A 19822-nucleotide genomic window follows, 5' to 3' on the forward strand; every position below is an offset into this window, starting at 1 on the left:
TTGTTATCTTGTTGATATATAACAATTTCGCCCCGGTGAGACACCGGGGCGAAGGTATTAGCGAGGCAGTGCGGTGCCCCATTGACGCCACTCTTTAGGCTCACTTTGCTCTAGCAGGAAATGTTTACCCGTTTCTGCTTTCGGCGCCAGTGGTGTACCAGGCGGCGTGGCGAAGGCGATACCACCGCGGATGAACTGGTTGAAGGTGCCGGTTTTCACTACACCACCCGTCAGACCGAAATCGAGACTATAACCAGAGGCCAGCCAGAATACTGAGCTATCACGCACCAGGTGCTGGAAGCGCTTGCTGATACGCAGTCCAACCATCACGCGGTCAGAGAGGTTGCCGAGGGTTAATCCGGTCACCGTACCTACTTCGATACCGCGGAATAGCACTGGCGTACCGATGTTTAATGCGCCCGCTTCAGTCACTTCTACTACGATGTTCAGACCGTCTGAGTAGCGGGAGTCAGTAATAGAGGCTTCCTGCAATTCGAAGTCACGACGTGCTGCGCCGCGGCCAGGTTCAACGTTGATATAAGGCTGGAGAATAGTATCGAGATTATCCACGCCGGAGGCCGAAATTTTCGGGGTGACGACAGAGAAGCGCGTGCCGCTGCGGGCAAATGTCTCAACAAACTCAGGGTAGAGTACTGCTTTGGCTTCTACTTCACTGCGTGAGGCTGTCAGATTCAGCGACTCAAGTTGCCCAATGTCGATGCCCAGATAACGGATTGGCATACCGGCAGAAAGTTTACCAGCATCGAAAGTGTGCAGCGTTATCTGACTGCCTACCGCACGAGCGGCAGTTTCAGAGGCGTAGAGCATTCGCTTGTCGCCTTTTTTCAGACCGACGCTGGCACCGCTTAAGTTGTCGAAACTGATAGCACCTTTTAAGGCACGCGAAAGAGGGGAAGCCTGAACGGTAAGGCCACTGCCATTGAGTTGCACACGAGCGCCACCTTCGGCCCAGAACACGCTATTGGAGGTCAGCAGGTTACGGTATTCCGGTTTGATATTTACATCAATGTCAAAACTGTTAGCACGAGGACGTACGCTGATGATTTCCCCGACCTGGAATTTACGATAAAGCACCACGGAGCCGGTCTGAATATCTGGCAGGCTGGCCGCGGTTAACGTCAACGTGGTTGTTGGTAGGTCGCTCAGGCTGTTTTCCACCGCCTTTTCAAGGTTGGCATAGAGTGGATAGCTATCTTTCATAGCACCTTTGATACCTGGAATGACTCTGACACCGCCGTTGACCCATTCGCTGGCGCTGGCACCCAGGAATTCAACGCCATCAATACCCAGCTTTACATCAATACGGCTGTTGACGACGAATTTGCTGTCGCCCTGAATCAAATGCCGATATTCAGGATCAATGGCTGCGGAGAAGCTGACGCCTTTGGCCGACAATTTGCGCTCAAGAATCTGCCCCACCTGCACACCATGCAAAATAATCGGCTGGCCTGCATCAATGCCATAACTTTCCGGTGCCGTCAGGTTCAGGGTCAGAACATCAGGCTGCTGCAAGAGAGTTTTATCGCTCGGGAAGACCACAAAATGGTTTTGCGGTTCACCTTCACCGGGTACCAATTCAAAAGTACTTCCCGTTAACAGGCTGCTGATATTCGGGTTGCTGAGGGAAATCTTAGGGCTGCGCAACTCAATGCGCGTCCCGCTCCGCATCAGATTGACCACGCTTGGGTCCACCGTCATTTGGCCGGTTACCGTGCTGCCCGGATTGAGGTTTAGTTTGGTCAGTGTTCCGACTTCAAGCCCTTGATACATCAGCGCAGTTGAACCGGCGTTTAAACCTTGTCCGCTCGGCAAATCAAGATCGATGATTACGCCACGCTGGCTATGCGCCAGATCTTCATACAGGCCAAACTCATCATCAGCTTTGGCTTCGGCTGAGTTTTCCGGCGAGTCAAAGGCGATAGCGCCATTGACCAATGCCGCCAGGCTTTCGAGCTGAACTTGCGCACCGGAAAGACTGACGTTGGCTTTTACGCCGGATACGTTCCAGAAGCGGCTGCCTTTTTTCACCAGTTTGGTAAAGCGGCGGTCAACCAGCACGTCAATCGTCACGCCCTGCTGGTTCTTATTGATGGTGTAGTCATACACTCGGCCTACCGGAATTTTGCGGTAATAAACTAGCGATCCACTGTTAAGCGAACCTAAATCTGGCGCATGCAAGTGAATCATCAGCTCGCCATTGTTAAGGCGATATTTCGGCTGGGTATCGAGCGCTGAGAAGTGATCTTTCGGCTCGCCTTTGCCCGGCATCATGCCGATATAGTTGCCGCCAACCAGCGCATCCAGCCCGGAAACACCCGCAAGAGACGCCTTGGGTGTGACCAGCCAAAACTGGGTATCTTCACGCAGCGCGTCTTTCATATCGCTTTTTACGCTGATTTTTACTTCGATTTTGCTCAGGTTTTTACTGAGGCTGACGCTTTGTACCGTACCGACTTCAACACCCTGGTAACGTACAGGCGTGCGCCCGGCAACGATGCCGTCAGCCGAAATAAAATCAATGGTCGCAGTCGTGCCGCGTTCTTCCCAGGTCGTCCACATCAGCCAGCCGGCAATCATCAGTGCGATAATTGGCAGTAACCAGAAGGGCGAAATACGGCGTTTAGTTTTAATTCGCGCTTCAGTCGGTGAAGCGGGCATTTCCTGACTCATGTGCGTCCCAAAGTAGTCGGCTATCAAGCCATTCGACTGCAAGAATAGTTAAAATAACCGCCGCGCCAAAATAAAACGCAGCCGGTCCCATAGTAAATGCCAATAGCTGGTCACGATTAACCAGCGACATCGTAAGCGAGATTACGAAGAGATCGAGAATGGACCAGCGCCCAATCCAGGTAATAAAGCGTAGCAGTGTTATCCGCGTCTTAAGCCCTTTCTCACATTTAAAATGAATGCTGACCAGCAATGAAATCAAAACGATAACTTTGATAAAAGGCACCAGAATGCTGGCAATGAAAACCACAGCAGCGACGGCAACATTACTGCTGGCGAGGGAAAGAATACCGGAAAGAATAGTATCTTCCTGACGCGAACCATTGACGTAAAGAATCGAAATTGGCAACAGGTTGGCCGGCAGGAGGAAAATTAACGAACCGATTAATGCTGCCCAGGATTTTTGTAAGCTGTGGCGACGACGAGCTCTTAATGGCACATGGCAACGAGGACAACGCCCACGGTTGTCAGGCACTCCTGTGAAATGGCAGCCCAGGCAAACGCGTAACTGGGGACCCCACGCTCGAGAAGGTCGCTGGGGATAAAAACGAGCCCATAGCTGTTCTACATTTAGGTGAATTAGGGTTAACAAGCTCAGCACCACTAATGCAATAAACGCCACGAGACCTACGCCCGGTTGGATAAATGCAAACTCTCTGACTTTGATGCAGGCCACACCGATAGCGACCAGGTAAATATCTAACATTACCCATTCTTTGAGCTTATCAAGCATGAGTAAGACCGGGCGTAAATTCATCCCAAGAATATTACCAAAGTAGAGGTAGGCAATTGCGGCAACTAATGTTGCTGGCGCACCCACAGCACAGAACAACACCATTGCGGCTGTCAGGGGATCACCCTGGCTAGTCATCTGCCATATGCCCTGGAACAAGTTGGCATCTATTCGCGTACCCAATAAATAGATGCGCACCAGAGGCTCGGAAAAAGCGACAGGCATAAGCAGTAGCATGGCAATTGCCATCGCCGCCAGACGAGTAAGTGACCAGTCGCGCCCATGGTAAACTTTGGCATCGCAGCGCGGGCAATACGCGCTCTGCGAGGATTTAACCGACGGTAACGAGAAAAGTGTATCGCATTGGGGGCAACGCTGATAACGTGCCTGCGGTACAGCATGGCTAATGGCGTGTATTTTCATGTGTCATCGTAAACAGGGAAAACCGCTGGCGCATGGGGTATCTCAATGGGTTATGAAATATTCGTTAAGCGTATAGTAATTCATTGAATGATACACCTTGTGGCATAAGGCATTTAATGCTTATTTTACTATGCTATGCAGTTGAGTAAGACAACATACTATGGTTAATCAATGAACAAAGAACAATTTTACGCGGACTTGAACCGCGATTTCAGTGCGTTAATGGCAGGTGAAACAAGCTTTTTGGCGACGTTGGCAAATACCAGCGCGTTGTTGTTTGAACGTCTCGAAGGCGTTAACTGGGCAGGCTTTTACCTATTAGAAGGCGAGACTCTGGTTCTGGGACCTTTCCAGGGCAAGATTGCTTGCGTTCGTATCCCGGTAGGAAAAGGTGTTTGTGGTACAGCGGCTTCCACTAAAAGCATCCAGCGCGTCGAAGATGTGCATGCTTTTGATGGTCACATCGCTTGTGACGCTGCCAGCAACTCCGAAATTGTCCTGCCGCTTACGGTAAATGGCGAGCTAATAGGTGTTCTGGACATTGATAGCACGGAGTTTGGGCGCTTCACACCTGAAGACCAACTCGGCTTATCTCAACTGGTGACGCAGCTTTCGCTGATGCTTGCCGACACGGATTTTAAAAAATTCTTCACTCGTTAGCATGATAAACAACGGATAACGTGGCATTTGCTGATAGCGTCATTATAATGTCGCCTGTTCATGCCTGCGGATTGTTGGCAACTCCGTTGTAATCAGGAAATTTCATGGAAAATCAACCTAAGTTGAATAGTAGCAAAGAAGTCATCGCCTTTTTGGCAGAGCGTTTCCCACAGTGCTTTAGCGCTGAAGGTGAAGCCCGCCCCCTGAAGATTGGTATCTTCCAGGATTTGGTCGCGCGCGTTGAAGGGGAGATGAGTCTCAGTAAAACTCAACTTCGTTCCGCGTTACGTCTTTACACTTCAAGCTGGCGTTACCTATACGGTATTAAAGTCGGCGCAACCCGTGTTGATCTCGACGGTAACCCTTGTGGTGAACTCGATGAGCAGCACGTAGAGCATGCTCGCAAGCAGCTTGAAGAAGCAAAAGCTCGTGTTCAGGCACAGCGTGCAGAACAGGCAGCGAAAAAGCGTGAAGCGGCTATTGCTAACGGCGAAACCGTTATCGATAAACCTCGTCGCGAACGCAAGCCTCGTCCTGCTCCGCGTCGTCCAGAAGCTACAGAACGTAAACCTCGTGTAGAAAAACCGGCGCCGCAAGCTCCGCGTGAAGAAAAACGCACTCCGGTTACAGACATTTCTGCTTTGCAGGTGGGTCAGGCAATCAAAGTCAAAGCGGGTAACAACGCGATGGATGCCACAGTACTGGAAATTACCAAAGATGGCGTCCGTGTACAGCTGACTTCTGGTATGGCAATGATCGTACGCGCAGAACACTTGCAGTTCTGAAACGGAGGCCAGACCCGGGCATGAACAAATTCTTTAAGCGTACGGCTGTCGCTAGTCTGTTGTTTCTTGCAGGTAGCGCACTGGCCGTCGAAAACATCACGCAAGCTTCTCAAATCCCGCAGTTAAAGGAAGAGACACAGCATGCAACGGTGAGTGAGCGTGTAACTTCACGCTTCACTCGCTCGCATTATCGTCAGTTTGACCTGGATGAAAATTTTTCCGCAAAAATTTTCGATCGCTATCTAAACCTCCTCGACTATAGCCACAACGTGCTGCTAGCCAGTGACGTAGAGCAGTTTGTGTCGCGGAAAAAACAGATTGGCGATGAATTGCGCACCGGTAAACTGGACGTATTTTACGATCTCTACAATCTGGCCCAACAACGTCGTTTTGAACGTTATCAATACGCGTTGAAGGTGCTGGAAAAACCAATGAATTTCACGGGTAACGATACCTTTAACGTTGACCGCAGCAAATCGCCGTGGCCTGCAAACGTTACAGAGTTGAATTCCCTGTGGGATAGCAAAGTTAAGTTTGACGAACTGAGTCTGAAACTGACCGGCAAAACCGATCAGGAAATTCGTGAAACGCTGACCAAGCGTTATCAGTTTGCCATTCGCCGTCTGGCTCAATCCAATAGCGAAGATGTTTTCTCGCTTGCGATGACCGCCTTTGCCCACGAAATCGACCCGCATACCAATTACTTATCGCCACGTAACACTGAACAATTCAATACCGAAATGAGTTTATCTCTGGAAGGTATTGGTGCTGTGCTGCAAATGGACGATGACTACACGGTTATCAACTCGATGGTAGCGGGTGGTCCTGCTGCGAAAAGCAAAACGATTACCGTTGGTGACCGTATTGTTGGTGTCGGCCAGACAGGGAAACCTATGGTTGATGTGATTGGCTGGCGTCTTGACGATGTCGTTGCGCTGATCAAAGGGCCAAAAGGTAGCAAGGTTCGCCTGGAAATCTTACCGGCAGGTAAGGGTACCAAAACACGTGTGGTTACGTTAACCCGTGAACGCATTCGTCTTGAAGATCGCGCCGTCAAATTGACGATTAAAACGGTCGGTAAAGACAAAGTGGGTGTCCTGGATATCCCAGGCTTCTACGTTGGTCTGACAGATGATGTCAAAGTCCAGCTTCAGAAGATGGAAAAACAGAACGTGAAGGGCGTGATCATCGATTTACGCTCTAACGGTGGCGGTGCATTGACCGAGGCTGTCTCACTTTCTGGCCTGTTTATCCCAAGTGGCCCAGTTGTTCAGGTACGTGATAACAACGGTAAAGTGCGTGAAGATAGCGATACTGACGGCGTTGTCTACTACAAAGGTCCACTGGTGGTGATGGTTGACCGTTTCAGTGCTTCGGCTTCTGAAATCTTTGCAGCAGCAATGCAAGACTATGGTCGTGCGCTGATTGTGGGTGAGCCTACCTTCGGTAAAGGCACTGTTCAACAGTACCGTTCTTTGAATCGAATCTATGATCAGATGCTGCGTCCGGAATGGCCTGCGCTTGGTTCTGTGCAATACACTATCCAGAAGTTCTACCGTATTAATGGCGGAAGTACTCAGCGTAAAGGTGTAACGCCTGACATCATGATGCCTACCGGTACTGAAGAGACTGAGACTGGCGAGAAGTTTGAAGATAATGCGCTCCCTTGGGATAGCATTAACGCCGCTACTTACGTTAAGTCAGGCGATCTGACTCAGTTTGAGCCGCAATTGCTTAAACTGCACCAGGATAGAATAGCAGCCGATCCTGAGTTCCAGTACATCATGAAGGATATTGCTCGCTTCAATGCCCTGAAAGATAAACGTAATATTGTTTCCCTGAATCTTGCTCAGCGTGAGAAAGAGAATCAGGAAGATGATGCTACGCGTCTGGAGCGGATTAATGACCGCTATAAACGAGAAGGAAAAGCACCGTTGAAGAAACTCGACGACCTGCCGAAGGATTATCAGGAACCTGATCCTTATCTCGATGAAACGGTTCATATCGCGCTGGATTTTGCAAAAATGCAGCAAGATAAACCAGCTGAGCAACCAGCTCCTGCTAAGTAATTCCTCCAACGGGCACAAAATTTTGTGCCCGTTTTTTTTACCTCTATCAAGCCGCGTAAATCAACCTCTCCTTTAATGTAAAGTTATGTATTATTAACTACTTGGCAACGATGAATGCTTGAAAATAGCAAGCTTGCCCCTACGATGTGGGGTAACGCAGAATGCGTATTTTTAACCGAGGTAAAAAGAAAATTATGATGCGTATCGGGCTTTTCCTGTTGACCAACCTTGCAGTCATGGTCGTTTTCGGGCTAGTGCTAAGCCTGACGGGGATCCAGTCGAGCAGCGTACAGGGTCTGATGATCATGGCGGTGTTGTTTGGCTTTGGTGGTTCAATCATCTCATTACTGATGTCCAAATGGATGGCATTGCGTTCAGTGGGCGGGGAAGTGATTGAGCAACCGCGCAATGAAACAGAGCGCTGGCTGATGGAAACAGTGCGCCAACAGTCTCAGCAAGCGGGTATCGCCATGCCGCAGGTGGCTATTTACCATGCGCCAGATATTAATGCGTTTGCCACAGGCGCTCGTCGTAATGCATCGCTTGTTGCGGTTAGCACCGGCCTTCTGCAGAACATGAGTCGTGATGAAGCAGAAGCGGTTATCGCGCACGAAATCAGCCATATCGCGAATGGTGACATGGTAACCATGACGCTGATTCAGGGCGTGGTGAACACCTTCGTAATCTTTATTTCTCGTATCATCGCGCAAGTCGCTTCTGGCTTCTTGTCTGGTAATCGGGATGAGGGTGAGAGCAACAACGGCAACCCGTTTGTCTATTTTGCCATTGCGACTGTGCTGGAACTGGTATTTGGCATTCTGGCAAGCATCATCACAATGTGGTTCTCACGTCACCGTGAATTCCATGCTGATGCCGGGTCTGCAAAATTGGTTGGTCGTGAAAAAATGATTGCCGCACTGCAGCGCCTGAAAACCAGCTATGAACCGCAAGAAGCCAGCAGCATGATGGCGTTTTGTATCAATGGTAAGGCGAAGTCTATGAGTGAATTGTTCATGACTCACCCGCCATTGGATAAGCGTATTGAAGCGCTGCGTAACGGCGAGTATCTGAAGTAGTCATTATCTGAAATGAAAAAGCGTGCCATCGCTGGCACGCTTTTTTTATGCCTGAGAAGTCGTAGGTTGGGACATGCGTAAACTGCTAACAATGGCGGCGATGGTCGCAAAACTCCCTGCCAGTAAAAGCGAGGCATGCGTTCCGTGAATCGCGAAAAGGTTGAACATCAAAGCCACCAGAGCTGCACCGCAACTTTGTCCTAACAATCGAGCCGTGCCTAACATGCCACTGGCACCGCCGCTGCGGTTACGCGGTGCTGATGAAATGATTGTGTGGTTATTAGGTGACTGGAACAAACCGAAACCAGCGCCGCACAAAAGCATGCGCCAGATGATATCGATATCGGTAGGGTTGTGCGGTAACAACGCTAAAGCAAATAAACCGAATGCCATAACAACAAGCCCGAGCCCACCCAGCAGCCCTGCATGTACTCGCCCAATCAAATGACCAGCAACCGGTGCCATTATCATTGTTGCAATTGGCCACGGAGTGAGAAGTAGACCCGTTTCTACTTCGCTGCGTCCTAATGTTGATTGCAAGAAAAAGGGAAGTGAAACCATCGCTAGCATTTGAGCAGCGAAAGAACAAACAGACGTTCCCATAGATAATGAAAATACAGGAATACGCAATAAATCCACGGGTAATAGAGGGAAGGGGAGTTTCAATTGGCGACGAATAAAGAAGAAGCCAATCACAGCTAATGCAACGAGCTCGGAAATGATCAACCATCCTGACTGCCCTTGGGCAAAACCACTAATTGCCGAGATCAGCAGGCCGAACGTCAAGGCATTCATAATCGCACTAGGGATATCGAAGCGTTGGCCTTGCGATTTTTGTTGATTGGGGGGCAGAAAACGAATTGCCAGCAATAGCGCGAGAATACCAATTGGCACATTAATCAAAAACAGCCATTTCCACGATGCGACAGAAAGAATCGCGGCGGCAATAGTGGGGCCGGCAGCTGAGGATACGGCGACAATAAACGAGTTAATCCCCATCCCACGGCCGAGATATTTTTGCGGATAGATAAGCCTGATGAGAGCAGTATTGACGCTCATTAATGCAGCACCGCCAAAGCCCTGAAGCACACGAGCAAACGTCAACATGGGCAATGAATTCGACAGCGCGCAGAATAACGATGTCATGCAGAACAGAATCAGTCCGCACTGATATACCCGGCGATAACCAAAAATGTCGCCTAAGAATGACATCGACAGTAACGAAATAATTATCGCGATTTGATAGCTGTTCACTATCCAGATGGATTCTGCCGGACTGGCGTTTAGTTCTCGTGCAATAGTTGGAAGTGCTACGTTTGCGATCACGCCATCCAGAACTGCCATTGTGATACCCAACGCAATGGCCAAAATAGCACCATAGCGCTGCGGTATTGGCAGCCCATCAGCAAGGGTTTTATCCATAAGGGAAATTTAACTTCATGGGTGATTTATTCGAAGAGCAATAATAATAGCACTAAATTTAAGGGATATGTCGCAGATTTGTAACGAAATAGAATAGATTCATTGCGATGATATGGTAGTCAACTTATACTAAAAACCAGTTCTGATTTTTATAAAACAAATGCGATCGAGGTGATTTAATGGCTATCGCAGATCTGGATAAACAACCTGATTCTGTCTCTTCTGTCCTGAAAGTTTTTGGCATTTTACAGGCGCTTGGCGAAGAACGCGAAATTGGTATTACTGAATTATCGCAACGCGTAATGATGTCAAAAAGCACCGTCTATCGCTTTTTGCAGACTATGAAATCCCTGGGTTATGTTGCTCAGGAAGGCGAATCTGAAAAGTACTCGCTTACCCTCAAGCTGTTTGAGCTTGGTGCGCGTGCATTGCAGAACGTTGATTTGATTCGTAGCGCAGACATTCAAATGCGAGAATTATCGCGTCTGACGAAAGAAACCATCCACTTGGGTGCGTTGGATGAAGACAGTATTGTCTATATCCATAAGATTGACTCAATGTATAACCTGCGCATGTACTCGCGCATCGGTCGTCGTAATCCATTGTACAGCACCGCAATTGGTAAAGTGCTTTTGGCGTGGCGAGATCGTAATGAAGTGCGTGAAATCCTTGCTGATGTGGAATATAACCGCAGCACTGAGCGCACTATCATGAGCACTGACGAATTGTTGGATGTCCTGGATACCGTGCGTGAGCAGGGTTACGGTGAAGATAACCAAGAGCAGGAAGAAGGTTTACGCTGCATCGGCGTACCTGTTTTTGACCGATTTGGTGTCGTTATTGCCGGGTTGAGTATTTCATTCCCGACACTTCGTTTTTCCGAAGACAGACTTCATGAATATGTAGCGATGCTTCATGACGCAGCGCGAACTATTTCTGAACAAATGGGTTATCACGAATATCCATTTTGATGAAATAGAAAACGCCGCTATTTAGCGGCGTTTTCTTTATATGTTGCTAGTTACCCGTATCGATAACCTCATCACTTTTACGCAATACTGGGCAATCGCTAAGTCCGATAATTCCACTGCTGGTATGAACAAATTGTGCTGTGGTGATATTTCGAGCAGTTAGGTATTTGCATTGAAGCCCCATACCTGCAGCATTTTCATGACTTCCAATCAAAACTCCATATCCAGAGAGGAGTAAACCGATCCACAAAAGCGCTATTACAATAATAGTGCGGATCACAATACGCATAGGTACCTCTTATTATTAAGTAATTAGACTTCTAAGCGTAGCGGATTGCGCTGTAGTAGCAATGTGATGATTCTTAAATAATATACGTGAGAGTTATGTGTCGTTTAGGCTGTCTATGCCAGACTTTACAATAAATAGGAAAGAGGTGGAGAGAGTAGTGAGAAAGTACAGATGGCTTATTCTGATTGCAGTTTTTTTCGTCTGCCTGCTGCTATGGACCCAAATGGTCAACGTAATGTGCGATCAGGATGTACAATTTTTCAGCGGCATTTGTACAATTAATAAATTTATACCCTGGTAGTGTGTTTTTATCCACATAGTGCTTACCTTAAGACCCGGCAGGTGTAGAATAGCGCGTTTTGCTGAGGTGGTAATATGAACGAATTAAGTGTTGGCGCGTTGAATATCGTGTCCCTGACAGTTTCCCTGGTGGTACTGGTTATCGGCCTCGTAATGTGGTTCTTTGTTAACCGTGCGAGTAGCCGGACCAATGAACAGATCGAACTTCTTGAAGAGTTGCTGGATCAGCAAAAGCGGCAGACTGCTCTGTTACGACGTTTGTGTGAAGCGAACGAGCCTGAAGTAGTTAAGGAAGAACCAGAAGTAACAAAGGAAGATGACGAAGTGGAAGACGATTTTATTCGTCTGGTCGCTGAGCGTTAATCCGGATAAACCTGTTTGTGTTGCTGTGGAGTGACCATGCGGTGGAAAAATCCTTGGTTTGATCCCCTAAAATCTCATCACCTAATCGACGGTTTTCGTAATCTGGAGTCAAGCTTACGAAAACCGGGTGATGTTGAACGTTGGCGAAAAGAGCGAAAAGCGCAGGGATTGCCCCATCCTCCGAGTAATGGTTATGCCGCTTTCACTGAACGTTGGTGGCAAAAGGCTGAACTCCAGGGTAAGGATGATCGGCTATGGTGGTTAGGGCATGCAACGGTATTGCTGCGTATCAATGGTCTGTATTTATTGACCGACCCCGTGTTGTCCCAGCGAGCTTCCCCATTATCATTTGCAGGTCCTGAGCGTAAGACTCCATCCCCAATTCATATCAATGAATTGCATCAACTTGATGCCGTTATGATTTCGCATAATCATTACGATCACCTGGACCGTTCCACCATTCGACAGATTGTCCGTCGTTTCCCCGATACTCATTTCTTTGTCCCGTTGGGCTTAAAACAGTGGTTTACCCGTCGAGGTATACGCCATGTGACTGAGCTTGACTGGTGGCAGAGCATTACCCTGCAAGGAATGACTTTTACAGCGGTGCCGGCACAGCACTGGAGCATGCGTTCATTCTGGGATCGTAACCGGAGTTTGTGGTGTGGGTGGATTATAGAAAGCAGCCACTTAAGGATATGGTTTAGCGGTGATACGGGCTATACAGCAGGACTTGCTGATATTGCTTTGTTCAGAGGCCCCCTGGATGCGGCATTGATACCAATAGGAGCTTATTCTCCACGCTGGTTCATGAGTAGCCATCATATGGATCCGCAGCAGGCGGTTACGCTTTGGCAGCAGTTGGGCAGACCTTTTACGGTTCCTATCCATTGGGGCGTATTTGAACTGGCTGATGAATCACTGGACATGCCTCCGCAAGAGCTACTAACCGCACTTGATGATGAAGGCGAGGAAAGCCGACTCTTTTCGCCGTTGTGTATTGGTCAAAGTTCACACTTATTTAAAATTAAGACTTAAACATTATTAAAAAATTTTAAGACGCTATTACGGACTATCTTTTGGTTACTTTATTACATCGAAAATATAGCGAAACGTTTTTATTGCCTCATCATGAAGCATGGGTTGATTAAACTTTCATTCTTTTGGTGCAATATAATCAGACAACCGCTCAAGGTTTATTCATTTTTCTATTCTCGCTATTTCTTATATCAATTCTATTGTTTTCGTAGCAAAGTGAAATTGTTCATTTTTTGCATAGCTATGCTAAAAAAATCATAAGCATAATGCCTATGATATCGACTTTTTCGCACTTCGCCTGGACGAAAAGATATCTTTGGGCTATGGTAAAAACGTTGTCTGTGGTCGTCATATGAATGCACGGAATCATCTTTGTCTACTGTTAATCTATGCACAAATTGTGCATTTCATTTTCATTACAATATGAGTTTCGGAATTTGTGCGACAGATCGATACACGCCGAAAAATGGCTTGCCATTGATTGCGTTGTATGTGATAACACGTTGGGTTAAACGAGGTACAGTTCTGTTTATGTGTGGCATTTTCAGTAAAGAAGTTCTGAGTAAACACGTTGTCGTTGAATACCGCTTCTCTGCCGAGCCTTATATTAGTGCCTCATGCAGTAATGTCTCTGTTTTAGCTAAGTTATGCCTCCGGGCAAAGAAAACAATCTAAGGAATTTTGCAAAATGGCAAAGATTAAAGGTCAAGTTAAGTGGTTCAACGAGTCTAAAGGTTTTGGCTTCATTACTCCTGCTGACGGCAGCAAAGATGTGTTCGTACACTTCTCTGCAATCCAGGGTAACGGCTTCAAAACTCTGGCTGAAGGCCAGAACGTTGAGTTCGAAATCCAGGACGGCCAGAAAGGCCCTGCAGCGGTTAACGTAACTGCTATCTAATTCGGCTGAATTAGACCTGGCGCGAATAACGCCAAATTTTGATGAAAGCCTCGCTCTTGTAGCGGGGCTTTTTCATGTCTGAATGTTGACCATTATTTTTCTATGTGTTTCTGGAAAGCTCTCCCAGTTATGTCTTGTAGCAAAGCAGCGCATCTTGTAGCACTGTTCCTGTCCGGTTAGTTTCCCCATTATGTTTAAATTTTCAATCGCTTAGTTGTCGTTAAGGATTGAATGTGAGAAAAACCGCCCCTGGAATTGTGGGTAATTTTATTCAGTGGCGTTTTGCTCTTCTTTGCATCGCTATCTTTATGTGTCTGGTGTTCTTGCTGGGACGTGTTGCCTGGTTGCAAATCATCTCACCCGAAAATCTGGTCAAGCAGGAAGACATGCGTTCTTTACGTGAAGAACCCATTGTCGTGCCACGTGGAATGATAGAAGACCGCAATGGCAGACCGTTGGCGGTGAGCGTGCCGGTAAAAGCAATCTGGGCTGACCCGAAAACAGTAATGGAAAAAGGTGGCGTGCAAATCAGTAGCCGCTGGCAGGCTCTGGCAACAACCTTACATATACCCCTTAATGAAATTGCCGCCCGCATTCGCCGTAATCCAGCCGATCGCTTCATTTACCTCGCACGCCAAATTGATCCGCAACAAGCGCAATACATCGAGAGCCTGAAACTGCCAGGAATTTCATTACGGGATGAATCACGTCGGTTTTATCCCGCAGGCCATGTCGCCGCAAACTTGCTCGGTTTTACCAACATTGATGATCAAGGTATTGAAGGCATTGAGAAGAGTTTTAATCGCCAGTTGACGGGCAAAGCGGGTGAGAGACTTGTTCGTAAAGACAGACACGGACATGTCATAGAAAATATCACGGAAACTCCAGCAAACCCTGCTCATAACCTCATGCTAAGCATTGATGAACGACTGCAAACGATAACAGAAGATGCGCTCCTGAACGCAGTTTCGTGGAATAAGGCAGAATCTGCCGCTGCCGTTATTCTGGATATTAATACAGGTGAGGTTTTGGCAATGGCAAGTTGCCCGACCTACAACCCGAATAATCGTGAAGGTGCAACACTTAACGACTTCCGTAATCGGGCGATTAGCGACACCTTTGAACCCGGTTCAACCGTCAAACCGATGGTGATTATGACCGCATTGCAACAAGGTATAGTGGAACCCGATAGTGTACTGGACACACGTCCTTATACTCTCGACGGTCATCGTATTCACGATGTTGGCTATTATCCTTTACTTTCTCTAACTGGCATTTTGCAAAAGTCGAGTGATACCGGTGTTTCGCACCTATCACTAGCAATGCCTATCCAGAAGCTTCTAGACACCTATAAAAACTTTGGTTTCGGCACGCCGACTGGGTTAGGGCTAACGGGTGAAAGTAGCGGTTTATTACCCCATAGGAGGTTCTGGGGGGAGTTGGATCGCGCGACATTTTCTTTCGGCTACGGTTTAATGGTAACGCCGCTGCAATTGGCTCATGTCTATGCCACCATCGGAAGCTATGGTATTTCAAGACCGCTTTCTATTACACGCGTCGATCCTCCTGTAGTTGGAGAACGTGTGATGTCAGAGCAGGTGGTACACGAAGTGGAACACATGATGGAAAGTGTGGCTCTACCGGGCGGAGCCGTCAAAGCGGCAGTGCGTGGTTATCGTGTTGCAGTTAAAACCGGTACTGCCAAGAAAATTGGCGATGACGGGAAATACATCAATAAATATATTGCGTACACCGCAGGTGTAGCGCCAGCCAGTAACCCGCGTTTTGTAGTAGTGGTTGTGATTAACGATCCTGAAAATGGCGTGTACTACGGTGGGGCCGTCTCAGCGCCCGTTTTTAGCCAGATAATGGGTGATGTGCTGCGTCTGGAGAATATCGAACCTGATGGTCTGCCACAGGGAGATACCAATTTAACGGTGTTAAATAAGGCCGTTGTCGAGGGTCCAGCAGGTTAGTGGCTTTTCGAAGCGGGGCGTAAGCGGTACACTTGCGCCCTTTACGATTGCCTGGAGTTCTTATGTCTTATCTTTGCCCGCTTTGTCATGCACCGCTTGATCCCGAGGGGAAGAGCTTTGTTTGCCCGCAAGGCCATCAATTCGATAAGGCAAAAGAGGGATATGTGAATTTGCTGCCGGTTCAGCATAAGCGTTCAAAAGACCCGGGCGATAGCAGCGAAATGATGCAGGCCCGCAGAACATTTCTTGATGCCGGGCATTATCAGCCGCTGCGTGATGCTATCTGCCTGATATTGGAACAGGCTGCACCAGTTACTTTGCTGGATATAGGCTGTGGGGAAGGGTATTACACGGCGGGTTTTGCACAGATTGTTGCAAAAAATGAAGGAATGACCTGGGGATTAGATGTTGCAAAAGTAGCGATTCGCTATGGGGCAAAGCGTTATCCGCAGGTGCAGTTCTGCGTGGCATCGAGCCACCGTTTGCCGTTTGATGATAATAGTCTGGATGCCGTGGTGCGTATTTTTGCCCCGTGTAAAGCTGAAGAGCTAGCGCGGGTGGTGAAACCTGGAGGTATCGTCATCACTGCCACGCCGGGCCCACGTCATTTAATGCAGCTGAAAGGTTTAATTTATGACAACGTAGTGCTGCACAGCACCGAGTCTGAGTCTTTACCTGGTTTTATAGCAGAACAGACGCAGAGCATTGGCTGGCCGATGACGTTACAGGGAAATGAAGCGGTTGCGTTATTACAAATGACGCCGTTCGCCTGGCGTGCCCGCCCTGAAGTGTGGCAGGCTTTGACGGCTGAAACGGCATTCGCTTGCGAGACAGATTTTGTCATTCGCGTCTGGCGACGCGAATCATCAGTTTAATGCGCTGAAGTGGCTATAAAGAATCTGACAACCAATCCCAATTAGCACCACACCGCCGAGGATCTCGGCGCGCTTACCGAGTAGCGGGCCGATAAAGCGGCCCAGCATCATACCCAGCGTGGACATAATCATGGTCGCGCAACCAATAGCCAGAGCGGTTTCAATAATATTAACTTGCAGGAATGCGAGGCCGACACCGACCGCCATGGCATCAAGGCTGGTAGCGATAGCCGTGGTGACTAATAGCCAAAATCCATGACGTTGCAGCTTTGGCGCTTCTTCGTCATCGTTACCGCGCACACCTTCATAAATCATACGAATGCCGAGAAACACCAGCAGGATAAATGCAACCCAATGATTCCATTCCAGCACGACCTTGCTTGCCAGAAGACCCAGACACCAGCCGATGAGCGGGGTGATGGTTTCGATGACGCCAAAGATAAGCCCGGTTCGTAACGCTTCGGAAAACTTAGGTTTATGGAGAGAGGCACCTTTCCCGATTGATGCAGCAAAAGCATCCATCGACATGCCAAAAGCGAGAATAATAGTAGCGGAGAGATTCATGCAAATGCCTCAGTTGGGAATATCCATATACACGTCAACCATCCCCAACTTAAATGATGGTTACGTGCCTATGGTCTCGCCTACTCAGTATTTGAGTCGTACATGCCACGTTATAAATCTTGCTTAAACAAGTAACGAGTATGTTGACATGTACATTTTCGCAATCACGAAAATCGGCTACTCCCCAACGACGGGCGCAACCTTAACATATTCTTTAAAGATAAAACAATAATTGAAGCTATTATTCTCAATGCTTAAATGATAACGATTTTCATTAACTTTAATCGGTAAGAGAATCTTTAAAATAAGAGCACACTAATTGTGCGAAATAGCAGCGGCTATATTTTATAGATTGTACAAAAAATATAGGAATATAGACTTTGCTATGTTGCTAACTTATTGAGTAACAACCATTAATTTATAAATTCTTTCCAGGTCATCAATGTTTTTTACTCGGATGAGCAAGCGGCGTTGTTCTAATTGCAACACCAGAACACCATCCTCAGATAAATTCATTTCTTTAATTCGGGAATATAAAACCCATACATTCGCGAAGAAGAAACCTTCTGTTTTAAACAGTAATTTAGGTTGTCTAATCCACGAAATATAAATAGCAATGAGTGCCAGCGCAGATAATAACCAGGTAGTGACCGGAGCGCCGCCAGAGGTGACATTGTTGTAGATGAGGATAGCAACCAACCCGAAGAAAATGGTTCCGTCGATACGGTTGCGGCGCAGAAGGGGAACTTTCAGCAGGGTTTTGCCTTTGAGCTTATCCATGATGAACTCATCGTAAACCGCCCATGCAAGCAACAGTACAATAAATACCAGCAGAACTACATCCGTCAAAGTCATAACACTACCTTCACTCTAAACAATAAAAAACCGGGGCAAGGGCCCCGGTTCGTATAACAAACTAATTACAGGCCTAGCAGGCCGATAGCATAACCGACAATACCAATAACGAAGAAGCCCATGATGATCCACAGCGCGTTGACTTTCTTACGCAGCAGCCACATACAAGCAAACGTTAACAGCAGTGGCACAAGGCCCGGCATCAACTGATCAAGAATAGTTTGAACGGTGGTCACTTTCACAGCGCCAGTCTGGTCGGTAATCTTCGACACGACTAGCGGTATATTAACGTGTGTCCACTTGTTAACCAGCGCCCCCATGACAAACAGGCCGAGAATTGACGCCCCCTCAGTCAGTTTTTGCAGGAAGCCGCCGCCCATATCCTTAACGATATCGATCCCTTTGCGGTAACCATAAGCGACGCCGTAATAACGAGTCAGCAAACGCACGGCGTTAAACAGGATGAAGAACAATAGTGGGCCCAGCAGGCTACCGCTCATTGCGATACCAGCACCAAGTGCTGCGAATACTGGACGTACGGTACCCCAGAAGATTGGGTCGCCTACACCAGCCAGCGGCCCCATCAAACCAACTTTGATACCGTTAATGGCACCATCGTCAATCTCTGCACCGTTTGCACGCTGTTCTTCCATCGCAAGCGTTACGCCCAATACAGGAGCCGCAACGTATGGATGGGTGTTAAAGAATTCCAGGTGACGCTTAATTGCTTGTTTACGAGCATCGTTATTTTCAGGATACAGGCGTTTAATTGCCGGAATCATTGAGAAGCAGAAGCCCAACGCTTGCATACGTTCGAAGTTCCAGGAACCCTGGAAGAGGTTTGAACGCATGAACACCGCACGAATATCACCTGGGGTGAGTTTTTTCTCTGTAGTCGTTGTTTTGGTGGTATCAACCATTTCGCTCACCTATTAATCTAATTCGTTGTCGAGATCGTTAGAACCAGCAGCATGCGCCGGGGCCGCGGAACGGTTGTATTTCGGGCTCAACTGGATGTACAGAATTGCCATCACAGCACCAATCACACCCAGTGCTACCAGGTTGAAGTTGGTGAAAGCCGCGGTAACGAAGCCCAGATAGAAGAATGGCATCAGGTAGCCTGCGCGCATCATGTTGATGACCATCGCATAACCCACAACAACAATCATGCCACCGGCGATGTTCAGACCGCTGGTTACCACTTCAGGAATGGCATTCAGCAGGTTCTGTACTTCACTAGTGCCGACGGAAACTGCGACGATAACGGCAGGGATTGCGATACGCATTGCTTGCAAGAACAGGGAAGAAACGTGAATCCAGGAGAGCGCCGATAGGTTGCCACTTTCGGCGGCCTTATCTGCTGCGTGCTGGAAGCCCACGGTAATAGTACGAACGATAATGGTCAGTACCTGGCCTGCTGCTGCCAGTGGAATGGCCAGAGCGATACCAGAACCGATGCCCTGATGCCCGGCTATAACCAGTATGGTTGAGATAATTGACGCAAGTGCGGCATCGGGAGCAACTGCCGCACCGATGTTCATCCAACCCAGCGCGATCATTTCAAGCGTACCACCGATAATAATACCGGTTTTCATATCACCGAGTACCAGACCGATTAAGGTACAGGCGACCAGCGGACGGTGGAACTGAAATTCATCGAGCACCGACTCCATACCGGCAATACAGGCTACGACAAACACCAGCACAATCTGAAGAGTGGTAATCTCCATTGTACTTCTCCTTAAACGTGTGACTTATGTGTGAAAACTGAGCAAAA

The 19822-nt window shown here is 47.9% G+C and carries 20 protein-coding genes and 1 riboswitch; of the genes, 12 read left to right on the top strand and 8 right to left on the bottom strand.

Annotated elements, in window-relative coordinates:
- Positions 1-57: 57 nt before the first annotated feature.
- Both LVQ79_RS10850 and yebS read right to left on the bottom strand, forming a co-directional pair.
- The gene (locus LVQ79_RS10850; RefSeq protein ID WP_232864947.1) at positions 58-2691 is read right to left on the bottom strand and encodes a PqiB family protein; all 2634 of its coding nucleotides are present in this window, start codon (positions 2689-2691) and stop codon (positions 58-60) included.
- A complete protein-coding gene (gene yebS / locus LVQ79_RS10855; RefSeq protein ID WP_232864948.1) occupies positions 2660-3904 on the bottom strand; it encodes a membrane integrity lipid transport subunit YebS in 1245 nt (414 codons plus the stop codon). The genes LVQ79_RS10850 and yebS overlap by 32 nt, the downstream gene beginning before the upstream one ends.
- Before the next feature lie 171 nt (positions 3905-4075).
- On the opposite strand from yebS, the gene msrC reads away from it, so the two are divergent.
- From msrC to htpX, 4 genes are all read left to right on the top strand, one after another.
- The gene (gene msrC, locus LVQ79_RS10860; RefSeq protein ID WP_151994565.1) at positions 4076-4564 is read left to right on the top strand and encodes a free L-methionine (R)-S-oxide reductase MsrC; all 489 of its coding nucleotides are present in this window, start codon (positions 4076-4078) and stop codon (positions 4562-4564) included.
- A gap of 104 nt (positions 4565-4668) precedes the next feature.
- Entirely contained in the window at positions 4669-5349 is a 681-nt protein-coding gene (proQ, locus tag LVQ79_RS10865) for an RNA chaperone ProQ (protein ID WP_232864949.1), read from the top strand.
- A gap of 20 nt (positions 5350-5369) precedes the next feature.
- Entirely contained in the window at positions 5370-7418 is a 2049-nt protein-coding gene (gene prc / locus LVQ79_RS10870; protein WP_064511869.1) for a carboxy terminal-processing peptidase, read from the top strand.
- A gap of 194 nt (positions 7419-7612) precedes the next feature.
- Positions 7613-8494: a protease HtpX gene (gene htpX, locus LVQ79_RS10875; RefSeq protein ID WP_034457026.1), complete on the top strand. Its 882-nt coding sequence runs from the start codon at positions 7613-7615 to the stop codon at positions 8492-8494.
- Between the two features lie 45 nt (positions 8495-8539).
- On the opposite strand, the gene LVQ79_RS10880 is transcribed toward htpX, so the two are convergent.
- Positions 8540-9916: an MFS transporter gene (locus LVQ79_RS10880; protein ID WP_151994562.1), complete on the bottom strand. Its 1377-nt coding sequence runs from the start codon at positions 9914-9916 to the stop codon at positions 8540-8542.
- Positions 9917-10095: 179 nt separating this feature from the next.
- Here LVQ79_RS10880 and kdgR point away from each other — a divergent pair, with 179 nt between their 5' ends.
- The gene (gene kdgR / locus LVQ79_RS10885; RefSeq protein WP_034455177.1) at positions 10096-10887 is read left to right on the top strand and encodes a DNA-binding transcriptional regulator KdgR; all 792 of its coding nucleotides are present in this window, start codon (positions 10096-10098) and stop codon (positions 10885-10887) included.
- A gap of 46 nt (positions 10888-10933) precedes the next feature.
- On the opposite strand, the gene LVQ79_RS10890 is transcribed toward kdgR, so the two are convergent.
- The gene (locus LVQ79_RS10890; RefSeq protein WP_232864950.1) at positions 10934-11176 is read right to left on the bottom strand and encodes a YobH family protein; all 243 of its coding nucleotides are present in this window, start codon (positions 11174-11176) and stop codon (positions 10934-10936) included.
- A 157-nt stretch (positions 11177-11333) separates the two neighbouring features.
- On the opposite strand from LVQ79_RS10890, the gene mgrB reads away from it, so the two are divergent.
- From mgrB to rlmA, 7 genes are all read left to right on the top strand, one after another.
- On the top strand, positions 11334-11477 hold the full coding sequence (mgrB, locus tag LVQ79_RS10895) for a PhoP/PhoQ regulatory lipoprotein MgrB (protein ID WP_072009397.1): 144 nt from the start codon (positions 11334-11336) through the stop codon (positions 11475-11477).
- 74 nt (positions 11478-11551) lie between these two features.
- Positions 11552-11839, top strand: coding sequence for a YebO family protein (locus LVQ79_RS10900; protein ID WP_232864951.1), 288 nt, complete (start codon positions 11552-11554; stop codon positions 11837-11839).
- A 36-nt stretch (positions 11840-11875) separates the two neighbouring features.
- Complete coding sequence (locus LVQ79_RS10905) at positions 11876-12877, top strand: MBL fold metallo-hydrolase (RefSeq protein WP_232864952.1); 1002 nt, start codon at positions 11876-11878, stop codon at positions 12875-12877.
- Positions 12878-13408: 531 nt separating this feature from the next.
- Complete coding sequence (locus LVQ79_RS10910) at positions 13409-13552, top strand: DUF2627 domain-containing protein (protein ID WP_072009398.1); 144 nt, start codon at positions 13409-13411, stop codon at positions 13550-13552.
- A gap of 13 nt (positions 13553-13565) precedes the next feature.
- Positions 13566-13775, top strand: coding sequence for a transcription antiterminator/RNA stability regulator CspE (gene cspE, locus LVQ79_RS10915; RefSeq protein WP_001062678.1), 210 nt, complete (start codon positions 13566-13568; stop codon positions 13773-13775).
- Positions 13776-14008: 233 nt separating this feature from the next.
- Complete coding sequence (ftsI, locus tag LVQ79_RS10920) at positions 14009-15751, top strand: peptidoglycan glycosyltransferase FtsI (RefSeq protein ID WP_232864953.1); 1743 nt, start codon at positions 14009-14011, stop codon at positions 15749-15751.
- A 62-nt stretch (positions 15752-15813) separates the two neighbouring features.
- The gene (rlmA, locus tag LVQ79_RS10925; RefSeq protein WP_232864954.1) at positions 15814-16626 is read left to right on the top strand and encodes a 23S rRNA (guanine(745)-N(1))-methyltransferase; all 813 of its coding nucleotides are present in this window, start codon (positions 15814-15816) and stop codon (positions 16624-16626) included.
- On the opposite strand, the gene mntP is transcribed toward rlmA, so the two are convergent.
- The 4 genes from mntP to LVQ79_RS10945 form a co-directional block, all read right to left on the bottom strand.
- Entirely contained in the window at positions 16618-17190 is a 573-nt protein-coding gene (mntP, locus tag LVQ79_RS10930) for a manganese efflux pump MntP (RefSeq protein ID WP_232864955.1), read from the bottom strand. The genes rlmA and mntP overlap by 9 nt on opposite strands.
- Before the next feature lie 10 nt (positions 17191-17200).
- Positions 17201-17388: riboswitch (yybP-ykoY riboswitch) on the bottom strand.
- Positions 17389-17586: 198 nt separating this feature from the next.
- Positions 17587-18045 carry a DUF986 family protein gene (locus tag LVQ79_RS10935; RefSeq protein WP_232864956.1) on the bottom strand — a complete coding sequence of 153 codons (459 nt, stop codon included), beginning with the start codon at positions 18043-18045 and terminating at the stop codon, positions 17587-17589.
- Between the two features lie 65 nt (positions 18046-18110).
- A complete protein-coding gene (locus LVQ79_RS10940) occupies positions 18111-18965 on the bottom strand; it encodes a PTS mannose transporter subunit IID (RefSeq protein WP_120066780.1) in 855 nt (284 codons plus the stop codon).
- Positions 18966-18977: 12 nt separating this feature from the next.
- Positions 18978-19775: a PTS mannose/fructose/sorbose transporter subunit IIC gene (locus tag LVQ79_RS10945; RefSeq protein WP_232864957.1), complete on the bottom strand. Its 798-nt coding sequence runs from the start codon at positions 19773-19775 to the stop codon at positions 18978-18980.
- Between the last annotated feature and the right edge of the window lie 47 nt (positions 19776-19822).

Origin of the sequence: Buttiauxella cochleicola, assembly GCF_021282405.1 — a bacterium.
Lineage (GTDB): Bacteria > Pseudomonadota > Gammaproteobacteria > Enterobacterales > Enterobacteriaceae > Buttiauxella > Buttiauxella massiliensis.